We start from the raw sequence: 19,206 nt of genomic DNA, 5'->3' as shown, positions 1-19,206 counted from the left end.
GTTTTTGATTCCATGACCTCGGTCAGGTTGTATTTCGCAAGTCTAAAAAAGCAAAGGCGCCGGACGTTTCCGTCCAGCGCCTTTGCGAACCTGAAAAGGCTCCCAAGATTACTTGATCTTGGTTTCCTTGAATTCGACGTGCTTCTTCGCGACCGGATCATACTTGGTCTTGGTCATCTTGTCGGTCATCGTGCGGCTGTTCTTCGTCGTTACGTAGAAGAAACCGGTGTCGGCCGTCGACAGCAGCTTGATCTTGATGGTGGTAGCCTTGGCCATGGTCGTCCTGCCTTTATCAAAAACGAAGCCGCGGACAGCCAGTCTGCTCTACGGCTTAAATCTGGGCGGAAACTACAAATCGCGCCCGAAAAGTCAACCCCGTTTCGGCCGGAAAACCATCCGGCCCAGAGAAAGTACGAGGTAAAAGCCGAAGAAGGCCGCAATTGCCCAGGCAAAACCGTCATTGCCGGAGACATCGATCGCCGCACCGATCGCCTGGGGACCGACAACCGTGCCGACGGCATAACAGAAGATGAAGGCCGCATTGGCTGCCGCAAGGTCCGCGCCGACGAGTCGCGAGCCCAGATGGCTGAGGCCGACCGTATAGAGGCCGGCCACGCAGCCGCCCCAGAGCAGCAGCACGACCGCCATCAGAAGCCAGTTCTGCGACACCCAGGGCAGCGACAGCGCACCCACGAGGCCGATCACGGCCATGATGGTGAGAAGGCGCCTGCGGTCCTTCATGCGGTCGGAAATCATGCCCAGCGGGATCTGGAAGGCCATGTTGCCGATGCCCATGACGGTGAGCAGGAGCGCCGCCTGCGGCTCGCTGAAGCCCGCCCGCGTGGCATAGATCGGGAAAAGCGACAGGCCGCCCACCTCCACCGCGCCGAAGATGAAGACGGCCGCCGTCGCCGTCGGCACGAGAAGGATGTAGCGCATGAAATGCAGCTCCGGCTTCTCGTCGATGACGGGGCTTTCGCCGCGGGCGATGAAGATAGGAATGGCGGCGACGAGAATGATCAGGGCGCCGACCGCGAACGGTCGCACGCCGTCACTGCCGAGGATGGAGAAGAGCAGGGGCCCGGTGGCGAAGCCGAGCGACAGCACCGTGGCATAGATGCCGAGCACCAGGCCGCGGCGGCGCGGAGGGGCGGCGGCGTTGATCCAGAATTCGGACAGGATGAACAGCGTGGTGATCGCGCCATGGAAGACGAGGCGCAGCGGGAACCACAGCCAGAAATTCTCGATATAGTAGAAGCCGAGCCCGCTGATCGCCGAGAGCAGGATCGCCAGCAGCATCGTCGTCGATGTGCCCCAGGCATGCGCCATACGGGTGGTGAAGGGGGCCGCGGCCATGGCGGCAACACCGGCCATGGCCGAGTTGATGCCGATCATCGTGGGAGAAATGCCGCGCTTTTCCATGATGATGGAGAGCAACGGCAGGCCGAGGCCGATGGCGATGCCGACAGCGGAAATGGCGGCAACGGCTGCGATGAGCGATCGCCAGTGGATATGCTCCAGCGGGCCGGAGGTGCCGGATTGCGGCTGCGTCATATGCGGTCGACCCCTAAAGCAGATCCCGGAGGAAGTGCCCACCCTTGTTGCGATAGAGCGGTGCCGGCCTTCCGAAGGGGAGAGATTTGTCTTCCTGAATGCTTTTTTGAAGCTCTTCAAGGATCAAGACGGTTATGTCGGGCATCTCGATGCCCTCATGGTCAAAAATATCCACCCAGCGCACATCCTCGAGCTCATGGCTGGCCGAAGCACCCGAGGGGTCGATGCCGGCCTCGTCGGCAAAGAGCGTGAAGAAGCGTGTATCGAACCGCCGCACCATGCCCGTGGGCGTGATGGCGCGGGCCAGGAAGCGCAGGTGCGAGAGGTCGGGGCGGAACGGCAGTTCGCCTTCTTGCGCCTCGGCACAGGGCACGCCGACGCTCAGCCCCGCTTCCTCGTAAAGCTCCCGCAGCGCTGCGACGGCAAGGGCGCGCAGCCGCGAGCCGGAACATCGCGGCACGCGCACGGCCATACGCTCCAGCGCCAAGGGGTTGAGGGGGCCTGCAATGGAAACGAGACGATCGCCCGCATCGCGCCGGCCGCCGGGAAAGACGTAGACGTCGGGCATGAAGACATGCCTGCTGCTACGCTTGCCGACCAGCACCCGTATCGTCCCGCCCGACCGGTCGAGAAGCAGAATGGAGGCTGCATCGACGGGACGGACAGGTGTCATGCTGTTTTGTCTTGGTAAGCGGCGGCTGCATCCTCGTCGGCATCGGGCTTTTCGCCGAAGCCATGCATCCTCACAGCCCATTGCAGGCCGATCGTCCCGCCCTTTACGGGCTGAAGCATGATGAGGGAAAGGATGATGGTGATCGGCGCCCAGATGGCAAGATGCTGCCAGGTGGTGAGCGGCCAGACGAGATCCGTCGCCATGTAGCCGCCGAGAACGATATGGCCGACGATGGTGATGACGAGATAGGGTGGCAGGTCGTCGGCACGCTGATGCGTATAGTCTTCGCCGCAGGCCGCGCAGTTTTCGACCGGCTTGAGGAAGGACTTGAACAGGCGGCCGGTGCCGCAGGCCGGGCAGCGGTTCAGCATGCCGCGCTTGATGGCGCGGGCCACCGGCCGCTCCGTCGTACCGTTGCTTGCGGTATCGCCGAAATGCAACGTTCCGCCGTTGGTCTCGTTCGCCTGCATGTCTTGTCCTTCCCTGCCGGAACTGTTCAGCGTCTTCCGCGCGGCGGGCGCGTGCCCGGCTGGCGGCGGGTTTCGCTGCCCTTGCGCCGGCCCGACTTGTGGAAGGAACGCACCGCCGTCGGCATCTTGCGTCCTTCGCTCAACATGTCGAACCGGAGCGAACCGGCAAGCGGCACCGCTTCCGCGAGTTTGACGCGCACCGTATCGCCGAGGCGGTAGCCGAGCCCGGTCTTTTCCCCGGACAGAGCCTGATGCGCCTCGTCGTAGATATAGTAGTCGCGTCCGAGCATAGATATAGGCACGAACCCGTCGGCACCATATTCGGGCAGGGTGACAAAAAGTCCCGCCTTGGTAACACCCGAGACGCGCCCGTCGAATTCCTCGCCGACACGCTCGGCGAGATGATGGGCGATCAGCCGGTCGACCGTGTCGCGTTCGGCCGCCATGGCGCGGCGCTCGAAGGTCGAGATCTCGGCCGCGATATCGTCGAGCGCGGCCTCCTCATCCGGCGTGATGCCGCCTTCGCCGAGCCCGAGCGAGCCCACCAGCGCACGATGCACGATCAGGTCCGCATAGCGGCGGATCGGCGAGGTGAAGTGGGCGTATTTCATGAGGTTCAGGCCGAAGTGGCCGATATTCTCGGGGCTGTAGATCGCCTGGCTCTGCGAGCGCAGCACCATCTGGTTGACCATCTCCTGGAACGGCTGATCCACCACCTTGGCGAGGATGCCGTTGAAATGGTTCGAGCGCATGTTGCCGCCCTTGACGAGGGAGATGTCGAGCGTCTGCAGGAATTCGCGCAGCACCTCCTGCTTGGCAAGCGAGGGGGCGTCGTGCACGCGGTAGATCAGGGGCTGCTTCTTCTTCTCCAGCGTCTCGGCGGCCGAGACGTTGGCCTGGATCATCATCTCCTCGATGAGCTTGTGCGCATCGAGACGCGGCGGCACGAAGACCCGGTCGACGGTGCCGTCGGGCTTCAGCAGGATTTTCCGCTCGGGCATGTCGAGTTCTAGCGGCTGGCGACGGTTACGGCCGACCGTCATGATGCGATAGGCCTCCCAGAGCGGCTTCAGGATCGTCTCGAGAATCGGGCCGGTCTTGTCGTCGGGCGCGCCGTCGATGGCCGCCTGGGCCTGCTGGTAGGAGAGCTTGGCGGCACTCTTCATCATGATGCGATGGAAGGTGTGGCTGGCCTTGCGGCCCTCATGCGAAAAGACCATGCGCACGGCGAGCGCCGGACGGTCCACGCCTTCCTTCAGCGAGCAGAGGTCGTTGGAAATGCGCTCCGGCAGCATGGGCACGACGCGGTCGGGAAAATAGACGGAATTGCCGCGCTTCTGCGCCTCGCGGTCGAGCGCCGACTTGGGGCGGACATAGTAGCTGACATCGGCGATCGCGACGGTGACGATCACGCCGCCCGGATTATCGGGGGACGTGTCCGGTTCGGCATAGACGGCGTCGTCGTGGTCCTTGGCATCGGCCGGGTCGATGGTGATGAGGGGGAGGCTGCGCCAGTCCTCGCGATGCGCCATGGTCGCTGCACCCGCGGCCTCCGCCTCGCGGATGACCGCATCCGGGAAGACATGGGGAATGCCGTGGGCGTAGATGGCGATCATCGAGATCGCCTTTTCCGAGGCGACGGAACCGACCACGCTCTTGACCTGCGCGCGCGGCAGGCCGTAGCGACCCATGCGCACGACATCGATCTCCACGAGGTCGCCATCCTTGGCGCCCGCCGTGAATTCGGCATCGACGTCCATCTCGTCGCCACGGCGGTCGATCGGCATGATGCGCCCGCCGCCGCCCGCCATGGTGCGGAACACGCCCATGCCGGAGTTCTTCTTCTTATCGAGAACCTTGATGATCCGCGCCGTATAGGCCGGGCCACCTCGCTCCTTGGCCGGGAAGGTCTTGGCGAGCACCCGGTCGCCGAGGCCGGCGACGGGCGCCTTGTCCTTGTGTGCACCGCCCGACTGGCGGATGAGCACGGCCGGCGCCACACCGGCATCGTCGAGCCATTCCGCCGGACGGCCGATCAGCTCGCCGTCGACATCGCGCGTGGTGATGTCGAGAACCGTGACGGGGGGAAGGGCGCCGGGACGCACCAGCGACTTGCGGCGCTTTTCGAGAAGGCCGTCTTCCTCGAAGGATTTGAGCAGCGCCTTCAGCTCCACGCGTGTCTCACCCTTCAGGCCGAACGCCTTGGAGATCTCGCGCTTGGAGGCCTGTTCCGGGTGATCCGCGATGAAGCGCAACAGCACGTCGCGCGGCGGGATGGCGCCGTGGATGATCGGCGTTTCGTCCGCGGGCGCAGCGTCACGGCCCGCGCGGCCGGGCCGTTTCGTTTGTCCTGCCCGGCTGCGTGGTGCTTTCGTCATGTCCTTAGGCCTTCTTTGCCTTTGCTGCAGCCTTGGGCTTGGCCGCAGCCTTCGCCTTCGGCTTCGCGGCCTTCGTCTCGTCGGACTTGGTCTCGCTGGACTTGGCTGCCTTCGTGGTCTTCGCCTTGGCGGGGGCCTTGGCCTTGCCGCCCTTGGCAGGCATCTTGCCGGCCTTTTCGGCGATGAGCACGAGTGCTTCTTCCATCGTCACGCTGTCGGCGGCCTTGCCCTTCGGCAGGGTGGCGTTGACCTTGCCCCAATTGACATAGGGGCCGTACTTGCCGTCGCGCACGGTGATCGGGCCGCCGTCGGGATGGTCGCCCAGTGTCTTCAGCGCCGCCGGCGTACCGCGCGCGCGACCGCCTGGACCCTTCGACGCCTTGTCGGCGATGACGGTGACGGCGCGGTTGAGGCCGATCGAGAACACGTCCTCGACGGTTTCGAGATTGGCATAGCCGCCGTCGTGCAGCAGGAACGGTCCATAGCGGCCGAGGCCCGCCGAGATCATCTTGCCGGATTCGGGATGCTGGCCGATATCGCGCGGCAGCGAGAGCAGCGCGAGCGCCTTCTCATGGTCGATACTGGCCGGCGTCCAGCCCTTCGGCAGGCTCGAGCGCTTCGCCTCCTTGCCGTCTCCACGCTGGACATAGGGTCCGAAACGGCCCGAACGCAGCGTGATCTCTTCACCGGTATGCGGATCCTTGCCGAGGCTCTGCGGCTCGTTGGAGGCGGCAGCCTCCGCATCCGAGCCGTTATCGGCCGAGAGCTGGCGGGTGAAATTGCACTCCGGATAGTTCGAGCAGCCGACGAAGGCGCCGAATTTTCCCAGCTTCAGCGACAGTTTGCCGGTGCCGCACACCTGGCAGATGCGCGGATCGCTGCCGTCGTCGCGCTTCGGGAAGACGAGCGGCGCCAGTTCTTCGTTCAGCGCATCGAGCACGTTGGTGACGCGCAGTTCCTTGGTGTCCTCGATCTGCGCGAAAAAGTCCTTCCAGAAGTCGCGGAGAACCTGCTTCCAGTCGAGCTCGCCCGCGGAAATCTTGTCGAGCTTCTCTTCAAGGTCCGCCGTGAAGTCGTATTCGACATAGCGCGTGAAGAAGCTTTCGAGGAAGGCCGTCACGAGACGGCCCTTGGCTTCCGGGATCAGCTTGCGCTTGTCGATGACGATATATTCGCGGTCGCGCAGCGTGGCGAGCGTCGCGGCATAGGTCGACGGGCGGCCGATGCCGAGTTCTTCCATCTTCTTGATGAGCGAGGCTTCGGAATAGCGCGGCGGCGGCTCTGTGAAGTGCTGGGTCGCATTCACCTTCTGCTTGGCGAGCTTTTCCTGGGCATTGATTTCGGGCAGGCGGCCGTCGTCGTCACCATCGTCGGACTGTTCGCCGTCTTCCTTCTGGTCGGTATAGGCGGCAATGAAGCCGTCGAAGCGGATGACGGAACCGGTGGCGCGCAAGCCAGCCTTGCGGCCGCCATTCTCGGCCTCGATCTCGACCGTCGTGCGCTCGATTTCGGCGGATGCCATCTGGCTCGCGATGCCGCGCTTCCAGACGAGGTCGTAGAGCTTCAGCTGGTCCGGATCGAGGTAACGTTTTACCTGGTCGGGCGTGCGGTCGAAGGAGGTAGGGCGGATCGCCTCGTGGGCTTCCTGGGCGTTCTTCGCCTTGGTGGAGTAGATCCGGGCCTTTTCCGGCACGTAGCGTGCGCCAAATTGCTCGCCGACGGCCTTGCGCGCCGCGTCGATCGCCTCGGGTGCCATCTGCACGCCGTCGGTACGCATATAGGTGATGAGACCGACCGTCTCGCCGCCGATATCGATGCCTTCATAGAGCCTCTGCGCGACCTGCATGGTGCGCGAGGCCGAGAAGCCGAGTTTGGACGATGCAGCCTGCTGCAGCGTGGAGGTGGTGAAGGGCGGTGACGGGTTGCGCTTGGTGGGCTTGGCCTCGACGCTCTCGACGCGATAAGACGCGCCGTCGAGCAGCGTGCGCAGACTGTTTGCCTCTTCGCCATTGCCGACGGCGCGCGGCGCCAGCCGCTTGCCCTCGGCCGAAACGAGACGGGCCTCGAACTCGTCGCCGCGCGGCGTCTTCAGAAGGGCGGAAATGTTCCAGTATTCTTCTGAGACGAAACGCTCGATCTCGGATTCGCGGTCGCAGACCAGGCGCAGCGCCACCGACTGCACGCGGCCGGCCGAGCGGGCGCCCGGCAGCTTGCGCCACAGCACCGGCGACAGGTTGAAGCCCACGAGGTAATCGAGCGCGCGGCGGGCGAGATAGGCATCGACCAGCGGCGTATCGATATCGCGCGGGTTTTTCATCGCTTCCAGCACTGCCGACTTGGTGATGGCGTTGAAGACGACGCGCTGGACGGGCTTGTCACCCAGAACCCGCTTTTTCTTCAGCACGTCGAGCACGTGCCAGGAGATCGCTTCACCCTCGCGATCCGGGTCGGTCGCGAGAATGAGGCCGTCGGAATCCTTCACCGCATCGGCGATGTCCTTCATGCGCTTGGCCGATGCGCTATCGACTTCCCACAGCATTTCGAAGTCTTCGTCCGGAAGCACCGAGCCGTCTTTGGCCGGCAGATCGCGCACGTGGCCGAAGGAGGCAAGCACCTTGTAGCCCGGGCCAAGATATTTGTTGATCGTCTTGGCCTTGGCGGGCGATTCCACAACTACAACATTCATCGTCATTTTCTCTGATACCACGCGCCGCGGCTTGTCTCACGCGGTGAAGGGCGCATCTCGCGCCGGAAAGTCGTGTTTCGACATGAACAGGGAAAGCGTTCGGGTCAAGAGGTAGGGGTGAATTTAGTGAGATACAACGCCATGCAACCAAAGCGAGCTTAATCCGTGGTTGCAATTATAAATAATCGTTGTATCGTTTCCTAGGTGTAGGAATTACAACCTATCAGTGATTCCAGATTACTGGCACAACGGATAAGTCATGAATTCGAAACCAGCCAAGCCCATGCTCCCGCCGCATACCGCTGAAGAGAACGTCGCCTATATCAGGCAGATGCTCGGCGAGCTGCGTACCGTCGCCGCCAACGAGGGGGCCGATATGCTGCGCTATCTGATCGAGATGGCCTATGTCGAGGCCGGCGACATCCAGTCCGGCCTGCGCCCGTTCTCAATCCGGCGTGATCGAGACGCCGCCGCCGGCATGCCGCTGAAGGCGGCCGGCAAGGTCAAGTTCTAGCAGAACGAGATAGACGGTCGCCGCGTTGATGCCGGTATGGCGAATGATCTCGTCGATCTCGGCCGGCACCTGGCTCAGCGCCTCGGCGATCCTCTCCCGGTCGCCATCGCTCGGCGGCAGCCGCAGGGCGGGCGGCGTATCCTCTCCCGGTTCCCGCGCATCGGGGCGGGGGGAGAAGAGGTCGGGTTCGGCAAGCGGCCGCAGCCCCTCCAGCACATCCTCCGGTGTCGTGGTGATCGTCGCCCCGTCCTTCAGCAGGCCATTGGTGCCTTCGCAACGCTGGTCGAGCGGCGAGCCGGGCACCGCAAAGACCAGCCGGCCGAAATCCGCGGCATTCCGCGCCGTGATCAGCGAGCCGGAGCGCACGGCCGCCTCCACCACGACGAGGCCGAGCGCCATGCCGGCGATCAATCGGTTGCGGCGGGGAAAATCGCGGGCGCGCGGTTCCCAGCCGAAGGGCATTTCGCTGACGGCGAGGCCTTCGCCGTCGGTGAGTTCATTCAGCAGGCCGATGTTTTCCGGTGGGTAGGGCTTGTCGAGACCGCCGGCCATGGCGGCGATCGTGCCGGTCTCGAGGCTGGCACGATGGGCGGCGGTATCGATGCCGCGCGCCAGGCCCGAAACGATGGAATAACCCGCACGGCCGATGTCCCGCGCCAACAACCCTGCGAACTTCATGCCCGAGATCGAGGCATTGCGGGCGCCAACGATGCCGACGGCCGGTGCCGACGTCACCTTGCGGTTGCCCTTGGCGGCAAGAAGGGGCGGGGCGCCGTCGATCTGGCGCAGCAGCGGCGGATAGTCGGGCTCGCCGATGCCGATGAAGGTGGCGCCGTGCCGTTCGGCAATCTCCAGTTCGCGTTCCGCCTCCGCCCTGGAGGCGACGCGGATGCTGCGGGACGCGCCACCGCGGCGGGACAGTTCCGGCAGCATCTCAAGTGCAGTCTCGGCGCTGCCGAAATGGTTGATCAACTCTCGAAAGGTGACCGGACCGACATTATCGCTGCGGATGAGCCGCAGCCAGGCGATCCTCTGTTTTTCCGTCAGCGCAATTCCCCTTGTCCTTGCGCTGCGGTCGTCCATGGCTACCCCTTGCTGCCGATCTTGCTTTCCGTGCCGCTCATGAGGCGGCCGATATTGGCGCTGTGTTTCCACCAGGTGATGATGGTGAGCACGAGAAAGAGCAGTGCCACCTTCTCGTGACCGAGAAACCACAATACAACCGGAGATGCGGCCGTTGCAACTAGCGCTGAAAGAGAAGAGTAACGCGTCAGATACGCCAGGCCGATCCAGATGGCGGCGAAGACCGCGAGCATGACGGGCACGAGACCAAGCAGCAAGCCGACATAGGTCGCAACGCCCTTGCCGCCCTTGAAGCCGAGCCAGACGGGAAAGAGATGGCCGAGGAAGGCTGCAAAGCCCGCGGCAATGCCCGCGTCGAGCCCCCAGCGCGATGCGATGGCGGCAGCGGCGGTGCCCTTGAGGGCATCGAGGAGAAGCGTTGCGGCGGCGAGCTTCTTGTTGCCGGTGCGCAGCACGTTCGTCGCGCCGATATTGCCCGAGCCGATCTGGCGCACGTCGCCGAGGCCTGCCATGCGTGTGAGGATCAGGCCGAAGGGAATGGAGCCGAGAACATAGCCGAAGGCGAGGGCAGCGAGTGTCGGCAGCGTGCCGAGCTGCCAGGTGAAGATGTCGGACACGTGGTTCTCCCCCGAGATTTCATTGCGGCGGATGCCGGCGGGACCGATACGGGGCGGCGTCCCTTCCGCCCCAAATGCATCAATCCAGCGAATGCACCCGTTCGCCGGCAACATAGGTGCTAACCGCGCGTCCCGTAAAGCGGGCATCTTCGAACGGCGTGTTCTTGGAGCGTGAGACGAAGCGTTCCTTCGTGGCAAGCCAGGGCTCGTCGGGATCGATCAGCACGATATCGGCCTTCGCACCCGGCGCCAGCGTGCCCGCATCGAGGCCGAAGATTTTTGCGGGCCGCGTGGAGAGCGCATCGATGAGCCGCATCAGCGGGACTTCACCGCTGTGGTAGAGCCGCAGCGCGGCCGCCAGCATGGTTTCGAGGCCGATGGCACCGTCGGCCGCATCGGCGAAGGGCAGGCGCTTGGTATCGACGTCCTGCGGGTCGTGCGAGGAGACGATGATGTCGATCTCGCCGCGGGCCAGCGCATCGACCATGGCCTTGCGGTCGTCCTCGCCGCGCAGCGGCGGGGAGAGCTTGAAGAAGGTGCGGTATTCGCCGATGTCGTTTTCGTTCAGCGTCAGATGGTTGATCGACGCGCCGCAGGTGACATTCGCACCGCGCTCACGGGCGATCTTCACCGCTTCCGCCGATTCCGGTACCGAGATCTGTGCGGCGTGATATTTGCCGCGCGTCAGGCCGGCGATGCGCAGGTCCCGTTCGAGCGGGATCAGTTCGGCTTCGCGTGGGCTACCGGAAAGGCCGAGCCAGCTCGCCAGCAGCCCCTCGTTCATCACACCGCCGGCGCCCAGATATTTGTCGCGGGTTTCGAGTGCGATGACGCTGCCGAATTCGCGCGCATAGGTCATGGCGCGACGCAGCACCTGCGCATTGTGCATCGGGTTGCGGCCATTGGTGAAGGCGACGGCACCGGCGGCCTGGAGCAGGCCGAATTCGGTCATCTCCTCGCCGGCCAGCCCCTTGGTCAGGGCGGCGGCGGGGTGGATGTTGACGATGGCCTTGTCGCGGGCGTTCTTCAGCACGAACTCGACCAGCGCGATATCGTCGATGACAGGATCGGTGTCTGGCATGGTGATGAAGGTGGTGACGCCGCCGGCTGCTGCCGCGCGCGAGGCGGATTCGATGGTCTCGCGGTGTTCCGCGCCGGGCTCGCCGACGAAAACGCGGGCATCGACCAGGCCGGGAGCAGCGATCATGCCGCGGCCATCGACCACGTCTGCGCCTTCGGGCGCGCCCTGGTTCTGCGCGCCGGCGCCGATGGCGGCAATCCTGCCGTTCTCGATGACGATGGAACCCTTTTCATCGAGATTGCGCGAGGGGTCGAGGATGCGGAGGTTTTTCAGGACGGTCGTGCGGGTCATGCGCTGACACCCTGGTTCTGCGAAAGAAGAAGCGTTTCCATCACGGCCATGCGGACGGCGACGCCCATCTCGACCTGCTGCTCGATCACGCTTTGCGGACCGTCGGCGATCTCGGAGGCGATTTCGACGCCGCGGTTCATCGGGCCGGGATGCATGACGAGCGCGTCTTCCTTGGCCGCCTTCAGCTTTTCCGCGTCGAGGCCGTAATAGTGGAAATATTCGCGCACCGAGGGCACGAAGGCGCCGGACATGCGCTCGCGCTGCAGGCGCAGCATCATCACGACATCGGCATCCTTCAGGCCTTCCGCCATCGAGTGATAGACCTCCGCGCCCATATCGGCGATGCCCGATGGCAGCAGCGTCGCCGGTGCGACGACACGCACGCGGGCACCCATGGCGTTGAGCAGCAGGATGTTCGAGCGCGCGACGCGCGAATGCAGCACGTCGCCGCAGATGGCGACGATGATGCGCGACAGCTTGCCCTTGGCACGGCGAATGGTCAGCGCGTCGAGCAAAGCCTGCGTCGGATGCTCATGCTGGCCGTCGCCGGCATTCACCACCGAGCAGGAGACCTTTTGCGCCAGAAGGGCGGCGGCACCGGCGGAGGAGTGGCGCACCACCAGCACGTCGGGATGCATGGCGTTCAGCGTCATCGCCGTGTCGATCAGCGTTTCGCCCTTCTTGACCGAGGAATTGCCGACCGACATGTTCATAACGTCGGCGCCGAGCCGCTTGCCGGCCAGCTCGAAGGACGATTGCGTGCGGGTGGAGGCTTCGAAGAAGAGATTGATCTGCGTCAGGCCGCGAAGCGTCGACGTCTTCTTTTCCCGCTGCCGGGAGATTTTGACCGCCTCGTCGGCGCGATCGAGCAGCAGGGTGATGTCCTGCTCTGTCAGCCCCTTGATGCCGAGAAGGTGGCGATGCGGAAAGAAGTCCATGGAACTCCGCCTCAACTGTCGTTGGATACGCGGGGTCTATAGAGCGTCGGTTCCGCTGCGGCAAGGCGAAGCGGCCCGGCATCCACGCATTCCCACGCTTTTGTGTTCGCAACGGTGCCGCGCGGCCGAACGCCCCGTTTCGCCCGCCCGCGACTTGGGCTAGAACCCGCTCATGACTCGTGACACCGAACAGAAACTCGCCGATCTCAACCAGCCGCCGCTCTGGTCGGGCATCAACGCCTATCGCTCCGATCCGCTCCTGGTGGATGCCACCGATGCGATGCCGAAGGGCCTGCGCGACGAGTTCGATGCGATCGGCCGCTACGTGACCTCGCCGGAAGCGCAGGAGCTGGCGCGCATGGCGAATGAGGGCGTGCCGCAGCTGCGCACCCACGGCCCGCGCGGCGAGCGCCTGGATGTCGTCGACTATCATCCGGCCTGGCACGCGCTGATGCGCCGCTCCATGGCGAGCGGCCTGCATTCCTCGCTTTGGGAAAACGTCGCCGACGAGCAGGGCCGGGCGCACAAGGCGCGCGCCGTGCGCTTCTACCTGACGGCGCAGCTCGAATGCGGCCATCTCTGCCCGCTGACGATGACAAGCGCCTCGGTCGCTGCTCTTTCCGCATCACCACAGGTGCAGCGCGAATGGGGCCGCAAGATACTGTCGCGCAAATATGACAGCGCCAACAAGCCGGCCATGCAGAAGAGCGCCATCACCATCGGCATGGGCATGACGGAAAAGCAGGGCGGCACGGATGTGCGCGCCAACACGTCCAAGGCCGAGCGCGTCGGCGAGGGCATCTACCGGCTGACGGGCCACAAATGGTTCCTGTCGGCGCCGATGAGCGATGGTTTCGTCATGCTGGCGCAGACCCGCGAGGGCACCGGCTGCTTCCTCGTGCCGCGTCTTCTGGAGGACGGCGCCAGCAACGGCCTGCGCTTCCAGCGCCTCAAGGACAAGATCGGCAACCGCTCCAACGCCTCGTCCGAGGTGGAATTCTCCGAGACGTTCGGCTTCCTGCTGGGGAGCCCCGATGCCGGAATCCGCACGATCCTCGACATGGTGACGCTGACGCGGCTCGACTGCGCGCTCGCCTCCTCTGGCATCATGCGCGCCTCGCTTGCGGAAGCCGTGCATCACGCACGGGGCCGCAATGTCTTCGGCAAACCGCTGGTCGCCCAGCCGATCATGACGCGCGTGCTCGCCGACATGGCGCTCGACGTCGCCGGCGCCACGGCGCTTACGCTGCGTCTCGCCGAGGCCTTCGACAAGGCGCGCGACAGCGCGGAGGATGCCGCCTATGCCCGCATCATGACGCCGGTCGTGAAATACTGGTGCTGCAAGATCGCGCCGGCACTCATCTATGAAGCGATGGAGTGCATCGGCGGCAGCGGCTATGTCGAGGAGCGGCCGATCGCGCGGCATTACCGCGAGGCACCGGTCAATGCGATCTGGGAGGGTTCCGGCAATGTCATGGCGCTCGACCTGATGCGCGTCATCGGCCGGGGCAGGGACCTGTTCGAAATGCTGTTCGCCGGGCTTGCGCGCGATCTCGGCACTGCCGGCAAGAAGACGGTGGATGTGCTGCGCGCCTGCCTGTCGCTCTGCGAGCGTGACGAGGGCGCTGCCCGCATGCTGGTCGAGCAGCTGGCGCTCGCCGCTGCCGCCGCCGAGCTCTACCGCGCCGGTGCCGGCCGCGTCGCCGATGCCTTCCTGGAAACACGTCTCGCCTCCGGCTGGCGCTCGACCTATGGCATGCTCGATTCGCGTTTCGACTCGGCCTATATCGTCGATCTGCTCTACCCGCCGGCCAGATAAGCCGTCGTCGCCAGCACCATCGGAATGGTGAAGAACGAGGCGATGGTCTGCAGCGTCGCGACGGCGGCGTAGAAGGGTGCATCGCCGCCCATCTGCTTGGCCAGCACATAACCATTCATCGCTGTCGGCACGCTCGCGCCCATCGCGATCGTCAAAAGCGGCTCGCCGCGCATGCCGAGCGCATAGGCGGCGCCCGTCATGACCAGCGGCATGAAGACGAGTTTCAGCACGACCGGCAGAAGCGCCAGTGGGCGCGGTTTCAGCGCATCGGCAAGCTTCAGCCCGGCGCCCACCATGATGAGGCCGAGGCTGAGCGAGGTATCCGCCACCAGCTCGGCGGTCTGCATCAACGGCTTGTAGATCTCGATGCCGAGCAGGTTGACAGCGACGCCGAGTACCGAGCCGATAATCATCGGGTTGGTCACGATCTTCTGCGCGAAGGTTTTCAGGCTGCGCGTTCCGCCGCCGAACCAGACGAGCATGCCGATATTGTAGAGATTGATCGGGATGATGATCAGCGTCGCGACCAGCGCGACGAGGGTGAGGCTCTGCGCGCCGTAAAGCTTTTCCGCGATGGCGAGGGCGATGAAGGCGTTCCAGCGCGTGGAGGTCTGGAAGACCGAGGTGAAGGTGGGTGCCGACACGCCGGCGGTGCGGAAGAGCGGCCAGCACAGCGCGAGCACCGCTGCGATCGAAGTCACTGAACCGATGGAGCCGACGGCTATCCTGCCGGCCGCCATGCCGGAAAATTCGGCATTGGCAAGCGTGGTGAAAAGCAGCGAGGGGAACAGCACGAAGAAGCCGAGCTGTTCAAGCCCGTTCCACATGTCCCGGTCGATCAGCCGCCAGCGCTTGAGAAAGGCTCCCAACACGACGAGCAGGAAGACGGGCAGAATGCTTTCGAAGATAGGGAGCATGGAACCGGATCGGGCGAGGGGAGATATGTGCTCATTCCATGCCCCGTGCGCCGTGGCAAGAGGCCGGCCGCCGGGCGCCCCGAAAGGCACCCATGTGGAAATTAACCTTACCGAATGGTTTACGTTGCGAAAGCAGGGTTAACGGGCGAAGGTGCCGTTTACCTGGTGTTAACCATGCGAGTGAGTACAAGCCATGGCCAGTACGGCCCGGATTTCGGTCATGACGACCCTGTTTTCCTTTGTGACGGTGGATATCGTCGTCCCGCTGCTCGTGTTTGTCGCGGGTGTCGCGGCGAGTGAAGTCCTCTTCGCCGTCACCGATCTCTTCGCAGAAAAGAGGAGGGCGGCATGAAGTGGTTCCTGATCCTGTGGGCCGGCCCCATCGCGCTTCTGGGAAGCTGGTACGGGCTTTCCTACTACGACATGAATTTCGGCTTCTTCATGCTGACGCGCCAGACGCACGATCTGGTGTTCCAGATCTACGGCCATATCCTCGGCATTCCACCGGAAGACCTGCCGCTCCTAGTGCTGCGCGCCATCATCGTCGATAGCTTGCTTGTCTTCGCCATCCTTGCCTTCCGCCGCCGCAAGCAGATCTCCGCCTGGTGGCAGGCGCGTCGTCAGTCTTCGCCGTCCGTTCTGGCCAGTGACGAAAGCCTGTCCAGCGCGCCCTGAAGAATGAACGATGCGGCGGCCGAGTCGATGCGCTCGGCCCGCTTCTTGCGCGACACATCCATCTCGATCAGCGTGCGCTCCGCCGCGACCGTCGACAGCCTTTCGTCCCAGAAGACGAAGGGGATGTCGGTTTTATCCGCCATCGATCGCACGAAGGCACGCGTCGCCTGAACGCGTGGACCGGCACTGCCATCCATGTTGACCGGCAGGCCGATGACGAAGGCGACGACCTTCTCCTTTGCGGCGAAGGCCAGCAGCAAATCCGCATCCTGCGTGAACTTCACCCGCTTCAGCACCGGCCTAGGCGTTGCCAGCCGCCGCCCGAGATCGGAGACCGAAAGGCCGATCGTCTTGGTGCCCAAGTCGAGGCCCGCGATCGGCTGGCCGGGCAGGAGGCTTGGCGCCAGGTCTTCCAGTGTCAGCGTCGCCATGGCGAACCTCTCTCAGCGCTTGCGGACGAACTCGGTGCGCAGGACCAGCCCGCGGATCGTCTCGTGCCGGCAGTCGATTTCTTCCGGATTGTCGGTGAGGCGGATCGTCTTGATGACCGTGCCCTGCTTCAGAGTCTGTCCGGCACCCTTCACCTTCAGGTCCTTGATGAGCACGACCGAATCGCCATCGACGAGCACATTGCCGCCGGCATCGAGCACCACGCTCTTCGCGGCCTTTTCCGCAGCGATCTCGGAGGCCGGGCGCCATTCGCCGGTCGCTTCGTCATAGATGTAATCGTCGTCGCTCATGGCGGAATTCCCTCAAGTTCATAAAGCCCACGCTTATAACGATCCCGCGACGGATGGAAACGGCCTTCACCGAGACTATATTGCCTCGCGAATCCCAAATGGAGAACAATCATGAAAATCACCTGGCTCGGCCATTCCGCCTTCCGCATCGAAACGGCGAAGGCAAAGATCCTCATCGACCCGTTCTTCACCGGCAATCCGGCCTTTGACGATGCGACCCGCAAGGACGCCGTCGCCGGCCTCACCCATATCCTGCTGACCCACGGCCATGGCGACCATGTCGGCGATACGATCCAGATCGCGAAAGAGACCGGCGCGACGGTGCTGGCCAATGCCGACCTCGCTGCCTGGCTTGGCGCCAAGGGCGTCGAGAAGATCGATATGGGCAATACCGGCGGCACCGTGCATTTCGATGGTTTTTCGACGACCTTCGTCAATGCGCTGCATTCCTCCGCGCAGATCACCGAGGACGGCACATCCCATTCGCTCGGCAGTGCCAACGGCCTCGTGCTGCATTTCGAGGACGAACCGGCGCTCTACCATATGGGCGACACCGATATCTTCTCCGACATGGCGCTGATCCAAGAACTGCACCAGCCGGAAATCGGCCTCGTGCCGATCGGCGACCGTTTCACCATGGGCGGTGCCGTCGCGGCGCTCGCTTGCCAGCGCTTCTTCAAGTTCGACACGGTCATTCCCTGCCACTACGGCTCCTTCGGCATTATCGACCAGACGGCGGACCTCTTCGTGCAGGCCATGGAGGGTGCCGCAGCCAGGATCGAGGTGCCGAAGGTCGGCGATCTCGTGACGCGTTAAGCGGCAGGAAAACGGGCGAGGGGGCGTGGAACGGGCCATTCCCCCGTTGCGCCCTTTTGGCTTGGTCAGTATAGCGGGTAAGAAATTTCCTATCGGAGACCATCCATGTCCGTAGATCTTGCCACCGTGAAGCGCGTCGCGCGCCTTGCCCGCATCGCTGTCAGCGAGGAAGAGGCAAACCGCATGACCGGCGAACTGAACGGTATCCTTGGCTTCGTCGAGCAGCTTTCCGAAGTGAACGTCGAGGGCGTCGAGCCGATGACCTCGGTCACGCCCATGGCGATGCGCAAGCGCGAAGACGTCGTCAACGACGGCAACAAGGCCGACGCCATCGTCGCCAATGCGCCGGCCACCGATCGCAACTTCTTCCAAGTGCCGAAGGTCGTCGAATAACTCCGCCTTTGCCGCCCGCGCCGTCCGCTTCCGAAAGTAGTTCCATGACCGACCTTACTCGCCTCACCATTGCCGAAGCCCGCGAAAAGCTCTCCGCCAAGGAGATCAAAGCCGTCGAACTGACGGACGCGTATCTTTCTGCGATCGAAGCGGCCAATCCGGCAATCAACGCCTATGTTACCGTGACGCCGGAAAAGGCGCGCGAGATGGCCAAGGCCTCCGACGCCCGCATCGCCGATGGCAAGGCCGGTGCGCTGGAGGGCATCCCGCTCGGCATCAAGGACCTGTTTGCCACCGAAGGCGTGCACACGCAGGCTTGCAGCCACATTCTCGACGGCTTCAAGCCGAAATACGAATCGACCGTCACCCAGAACCTCTGGAACGACGGCGCGGTCATGCTCGGCAAGTTGAACATGGACGAGTTCGCCATGGGCTCCTCCAACGAGTCGTCCTACTACGGCGCCGTCAAGAACCCGTGGCGCGCGCAGGGTTCCAACGCCGATCTCGTGCCCGGCGGTTCCTCGGGCGGTTCGGCAGCGGCAGTCGCCGCCTTCCTCTGTGCCGGTGCGACCGCAACCGATACCGGCGGCTCGATCCGCCAGCCCGCCGCCTTCACCGGCACCGTCGGCATCAAGCCGACCTATGGCCGCTGCTCGCGCTGGGGCATCGTCGCCTTCGCCTCCTCGCTCGACCAGGCCGGCCCGATCGCCCGCGACGTGCGCGATGCCGCGATCCTGCTGAAGTCGATGGCGAGCGTCGATGCCAAGGACACGACTTCGGTCGATTTGGCCGTTCCGGATTACGAAGCCTCCCTTGGCCAGTCGCTGAAAGGCATGCGCATCGGCATTCCGCGCGAATACCGCGTCGATGGCATGCCGGAAGAGATCGAAGCGCTCTGGCAGCAAGGTATCGCCTGGCTGAAGGACGCCGGTGCCGAGATCGTCGACATCTCGCTGCCGCACACGAAATACGCCCTGCCGGCCTATTACATCGTGGCCCCGGCCGAGGCGTCGTCGAACCTCGCCCGCTACGACGGCGTGCGCTACGGCCTGCGTGTCGACGGCAAGGACATCGTCGATATGTACGAGAAGACCCGCGCCGCCGGTTTCGGCACCGAGGTCAAGCGCCGTATCATGATCGGTACCTATGTGCTGTCGGCCGGCTACTACGACGCCTATTACCTGCAGGCCCAGAAGGTCCGCACGCTGATCAAGCGCGATTTCGAACTCGCCTTCAATGCCGGCGTCGATGCCATCCTGACCCCGGCCACCCCGTCATCCGCCTTCGGCATCGCCGACGAGGATCTCGCGTCGGATCCGGTGAAAATGTACCTGCAGGACATTTTCACGGTGACCGTCAACATGGCCGGCCTGCCGGGCCTGTCGGTTCCCGCCGGTCTCGACCACAAGGGCCTGCCGCTCAGCCTCCAGCTCATTGGCAAACCGTTCGACGAGGAAAGCCTCTTCAAGACGGCCCATGTCATCGAGCAGGCCGCCGGCCGTTTCACGCCGGCCAAGTGGTGGTAAGGGGCGCTTCCGCCTCATAGCCACCTATCCGCAAA

20 protein-coding genes are annotated in these 19,206 nt (G+C 64.1%); 7 read left to right on the top strand and 13 right to left on the bottom strand.

What is annotated here, in order from left to right; all coding sequences use genetic code 11:
- Nucleotides 1-108: 108 nt before the first annotated feature.
- From rpmG to topA, 6 genes are all read right to left on the bottom strand, one after another.
- On the bottom strand, nucleotides 109-276 hold the full coding sequence (gene rpmG / locus ACOZK4_RS05415) for a 50S ribosomal protein L33 (RefSeq protein WP_003547442.1): 168 nt from the start codon (nucleotides 274-276) through the stop codon (nucleotides 109-111).
- Nucleotides 277-369: 93 nt separating this feature from the next.
- Complete coding sequence (locus ACOZK4_RS05410; RefSeq protein WP_421590882.1) at nucleotides 370-1,554, bottom strand: MFS transporter; 1,185 nt, start codon at nucleotides 1,552-1,554, stop codon at nucleotides 370-372.
- Nucleotides 1,555-1,567: 13 nt separating this feature from the next.
- Nucleotides 1,568-2,227, bottom strand: coding sequence for an NUDIX hydrolase (locus ACOZK4_RS05405; protein WP_421590881.1), 660 nt, complete (start codon nucleotides 2,225-2,227; stop codon nucleotides 1,568-1,570).
- A complete protein-coding gene (locus ACOZK4_RS05400; protein WP_421590880.1) occupies nucleotides 2,224-2,697 on the bottom strand; it encodes a DUF983 domain-containing protein in 474 nt (157 codons plus the stop codon). The genes ACOZK4_RS05405 and ACOZK4_RS05400 overlap by 4 nt, the downstream gene beginning before the upstream one ends.
- Before the next feature lie 26 nt (nucleotides 2,698-2,723).
- Complete coding sequence (gene rnr, locus ACOZK4_RS05395) at nucleotides 2,724-5,075, bottom strand: ribonuclease R (RefSeq protein ID WP_421590879.1); 2,352 nt, start codon at nucleotides 5,073-5,075, stop codon at nucleotides 2,724-2,726.
- A 4-nt stretch (nucleotides 5,076-5,079) separates the two neighbouring features.
- The gene (gene topA, locus ACOZK4_RS05390) at nucleotides 5,080-7,761 is read right to left on the bottom strand and encodes a type I DNA topoisomerase (RefSeq protein WP_421590878.1); all 2,682 of its coding nucleotides are present in this window, start codon (nucleotides 7,759-7,761) and stop codon (nucleotides 5,080-5,082) included.
- A 259-nt stretch (nucleotides 7,762-8,020) separates the two neighbouring features.
- Here topA and ACOZK4_RS05385 point away from each other — a divergent pair, with 259 nt between their 5' ends.
- Nucleotides 8,021-8,275 (top strand): hypothetical protein, encoded by a 255-nt coding sequence (locus tag ACOZK4_RS05385; RefSeq protein WP_421590876.1) that lies wholly within the window; start codon nucleotides 8,021-8,023, stop codon nucleotides 8,273-8,275.
- Here the strand turns inward: ACOZK4_RS05385 and dprA are convergent.
- The 4 genes from dprA to ACOZK4_RS05365 all read right to left on the bottom strand — a co-directional run bounded on the left by dprA (nucleotide 8,207) and on the right by ACOZK4_RS05365 (nucleotide 12,285).
- A complete protein-coding gene (dprA, locus tag ACOZK4_RS05380) occupies nucleotides 8,207-9,358 on the bottom strand; it encodes a DNA-processing protein DprA (protein WP_421590875.1) in 1,152 nt (383 codons plus the stop codon). The genes ACOZK4_RS05385 and dprA overlap by 69 nt on opposite strands.
- A gap of 2 nt (nucleotides 9,359-9,360) precedes the next feature.
- On the bottom strand, nucleotides 9,361-9,966 hold the full coding sequence (plsY, locus tag ACOZK4_RS05375) for a glycerol-3-phosphate 1-O-acyltransferase PlsY (protein ID WP_421591208.1): 606 nt from the start codon (nucleotides 9,964-9,966) through the stop codon (nucleotides 9,361-9,363).
- An 88-nt stretch (nucleotides 9,967-10,054) separates the two neighbouring features.
- A complete protein-coding gene (locus tag ACOZK4_RS05370; protein ID WP_421590874.1) occupies nucleotides 10,055-11,347 on the bottom strand; it encodes a dihydroorotase in 1,293 nt (430 codons plus the stop codon).
- Nucleotides 11,344-12,285 (bottom strand): aspartate carbamoyltransferase catalytic subunit, encoded by a 942-nt coding sequence (locus tag ACOZK4_RS05365; protein WP_313524210.1) that lies wholly within the window; start codon nucleotides 12,283-12,285, stop codon nucleotides 11,344-11,346. Before ACOZK4_RS05365 ends, ACOZK4_RS05370 begins: the two co-directional genes overlap by 4 nt.
- Before the next feature lie 172 nt (nucleotides 12,286-12,457).
- On the opposite strand from ACOZK4_RS05365, the gene ACOZK4_RS05360 reads away from it, so the two are divergent.
- Complete coding sequence (locus tag ACOZK4_RS05360) at nucleotides 12,458-14,104, top strand: acyl-CoA dehydrogenase family protein (protein ID WP_421590873.1); 1,647 nt, start codon at nucleotides 12,458-12,460, stop codon at nucleotides 14,102-14,104.
- Here ACOZK4_RS05360 and ACOZK4_RS05355 read toward each other — a convergent pair.
- Nucleotides 14,086-15,021 carry an AEC family transporter gene (locus ACOZK4_RS05355; RefSeq protein WP_421590872.1) on the bottom strand — a complete coding sequence of 312 codons (936 nt, stop codon included), beginning with the start codon at nucleotides 15,019-15,021 and terminating at the stop codon, nucleotides 14,086-14,088. The two genes, ACOZK4_RS05360 and ACOZK4_RS05355, sit on opposite strands and share 19 nt — an antisense overlap.
- A 220-nt stretch (nucleotides 15,022-15,241) precedes the next feature.
- Between ACOZK4_RS05355 and ACOZK4_RS05350 the strand changes: the two genes are divergently transcribed.
- Nucleotides 15,242-15,373 carry a hypothetical protein gene (locus ACOZK4_RS05350; protein WP_313524201.1) on the top strand — a complete coding sequence of 44 codons (132 nt, stop codon included), beginning with the start codon at nucleotides 15,242-15,244 and terminating at the stop codon, nucleotides 15,371-15,373.
- Complete coding sequence (locus ACOZK4_RS05345) at nucleotides 15,370-15,696, top strand: DUF6105 family protein (protein WP_421590870.1); 327 nt, start codon at nucleotides 15,370-15,372, stop codon at nucleotides 15,694-15,696. The genes ACOZK4_RS05350 and ACOZK4_RS05345 overlap by 4 nt, the downstream gene beginning before the upstream one ends.
- On the opposite strand, the gene ruvX is transcribed toward ACOZK4_RS05345, so the two are convergent.
- Nucleotides 15,642-16,127, bottom strand: coding sequence for a Holliday junction resolvase RuvX (ruvX, locus tag ACOZK4_RS05340; protein WP_421590869.1), 486 nt, complete (start codon nucleotides 16,125-16,127; stop codon nucleotides 15,642-15,644). The genes ACOZK4_RS05345 and ruvX overlap by 55 nt on opposite strands.
- A 12-nt stretch (nucleotides 16,128-16,139) precedes the next feature.
- Nucleotides 16,140-16,436, bottom strand: coding sequence for an alkylphosphonate utilization protein (locus ACOZK4_RS05335; RefSeq protein WP_421590868.1), 297 nt, complete (start codon nucleotides 16,434-16,436; stop codon nucleotides 16,140-16,142).
- 111 nt (nucleotides 16,437-16,547) lie between these two features.
- Here ACOZK4_RS05335 and ACOZK4_RS05330 point away from each other — a divergent pair, with 111 nt between their 5' ends.
- From ACOZK4_RS05330 to gatA, 3 genes are all read left to right on the top strand, one after another.
- Nucleotides 16,548-17,252 carry a metal-dependent hydrolase gene (locus tag ACOZK4_RS05330; protein ID WP_421590867.1) on the top strand — a complete coding sequence of 235 codons (705 nt, stop codon included), beginning with the start codon at nucleotides 16,548-16,550 and terminating at the stop codon, nucleotides 17,250-17,252.
- 105 nt (nucleotides 17,253-17,357) lie between these two features.
- Nucleotides 17,358-17,645, top strand: coding sequence for an Asp-tRNA(Asn)/Glu-tRNA(Gln) amidotransferase subunit GatC (gene gatC, locus ACOZK4_RS05325; protein ID WP_313524188.1), 288 nt, complete (start codon nucleotides 17,358-17,360; stop codon nucleotides 17,643-17,645).
- 44 nt (nucleotides 17,646-17,689) lie between these two features.
- Nucleotides 17,690-19,171 carry an Asp-tRNA(Asn)/Glu-tRNA(Gln) amidotransferase subunit GatA gene (gene gatA / locus ACOZK4_RS05320; RefSeq protein ID WP_421590866.1) on the top strand — a complete coding sequence of 494 codons (1,482 nt, stop codon included), beginning with the start codon at nucleotides 17,690-17,692 and terminating at the stop codon, nucleotides 19,169-19,171.
- The last annotated feature ends 35 nt before the right edge of the window (nucleotides 19,172-19,206 follow it).

The organism is Shinella sp. M27 (assembly GCF_049199905.1).
Lineage (GTDB): Bacteria > Pseudomonadota > Alphaproteobacteria > Rhizobiales > Rhizobiaceae > Shinella.
The sequence above is the reverse complement of the archived record's forward strand: the minus strand, read 5'-3'. Positions and strand labels throughout refer to the sequence as shown.

What these genes read in the sequence shown, in the direction of transcription:
- ACOZK4_RS05385 (WP_421590876.1), top strand. Translation starts at nt 8,021, where the DNA reads ATGAATTCGAAACCAGCCAAGCCCATGCTCCCGCCGCATACCGCTGAA.
- dprA (WP_421590875.1), bottom strand. Translation starts at nt 9,358, where the DNA reads ATGGACGACCGCAGCGCAAGGACAAGGGGAATTGCGCTGACGGAAAAA.
- ACOZK4_RS05400 (WP_421590880.1), bottom strand. Translation starts at nt 2,697, where the DNA reads ATGCAGGCGAACGAGACCAACGGCGGAACGTTGCATTTCGGCGATACC.
- gatC (WP_313524188.1), top strand. Translation starts at nt 17,358, where the DNA reads ATGTCCGTAGATCTTGCCACCGTGAAGCGCGTCGCGCGCCTTGCCCGC.
- ACOZK4_RS05405 (WP_421590881.1), bottom strand. Translation starts at nt 2,227, where the DNA reads ATGACACCTGTCCGTCCCGTCGATGCAGCCTCCATTCTGCTTCTCGAC.
- gatA (WP_421590866.1), top strand. Translation starts at nt 17,690, where the DNA reads ATGACCGACCTTACTCGCCTCACCATTGCCGAAGCCCGCGAAAAGCTC.
- ACOZK4_RS05365 (WP_313524210.1), bottom strand. Translation starts at nt 12,285, where the DNA reads ATGGACTTCTTTCCGCATCGCCACCTTCTCGGCATCAAGGGGCTGACA.
- ACOZK4_RS05330 (WP_421590867.1), top strand. Translation starts at nt 16,548, where the DNA reads ATGAAAATCACCTGGCTCGGCCATTCCGCCTTCCGCATCGAAACGGCG.
- rnr (WP_421590879.1), bottom strand. Translation starts at nt 5,075, where the DNA reads ATGACGAAAGCACCACGCAGCCGGGCAGGACAAACGAAACGGCCCGGC.
- ACOZK4_RS05355 (WP_421590872.1), bottom strand. Translation starts at nt 15,021, where the DNA reads ATGCTCCCTATCTTCGAAAGCATTCTGCCCGTCTTCCTGCTCGTCGTG.
- ACOZK4_RS05350 (WP_313524201.1), top strand. Translation starts at nt 15,242, where the DNA reads ATGACGACCCTGTTTTCCTTTGTGACGGTGGATATCGTCGTCCCGCTG.
- ACOZK4_RS05335 (WP_421590868.1), bottom strand. Translation starts at nt 16,436, where the DNA reads ATGAGCGACGACGATTACATCTATGACGAAGCGACCGGCGAATGGCGC.
- rpmG (WP_003547442.1), bottom strand. Translation starts at nt 276, where the DNA reads ATGGCCAAGGCTACCACCATCAAGATCAAGCTGCTGTCGACGGCCGAC.
- ACOZK4_RS05410 (WP_421590882.1), bottom strand. Translation starts at nt 1,554, where the DNA reads ATGACGCAGCCGCAATCCGGCACCTCCGGCCCGCTGGAGCATATCCAC.
- ACOZK4_RS05370 (WP_421590874.1), bottom strand. Translation starts at nt 11,347, where the DNA reads ATGACCCGCACGACCGTCCTGAAAAACCTCCGCATCCTCGACCCCTCG.
- ACOZK4_RS05360 (WP_421590873.1), top strand. Translation starts at nt 12,458, where the DNA reads ATGACTCGTGACACCGAACAGAAACTCGCCGATCTCAACCAGCCGCCG.
- ACOZK4_RS05345 (WP_421590870.1), top strand. Translation starts at nt 15,370, where the DNA reads ATGAAGTGGTTCCTGATCCTGTGGGCCGGCCCCATCGCGCTTCTGGGA.
- topA (WP_421590878.1), bottom strand. Translation starts at nt 7,761, where the DNA reads ATGAATGTTGTAGTTGTGGAATCGCCCGCCAAGGCCAAGACGATCAAC.
- ruvX (WP_421590869.1), bottom strand. Translation starts at nt 16,127, where the DNA reads ATGGCGACGCTGACACTGGAAGACCTGGCGCCAAGCCTCCTGCCCGGC.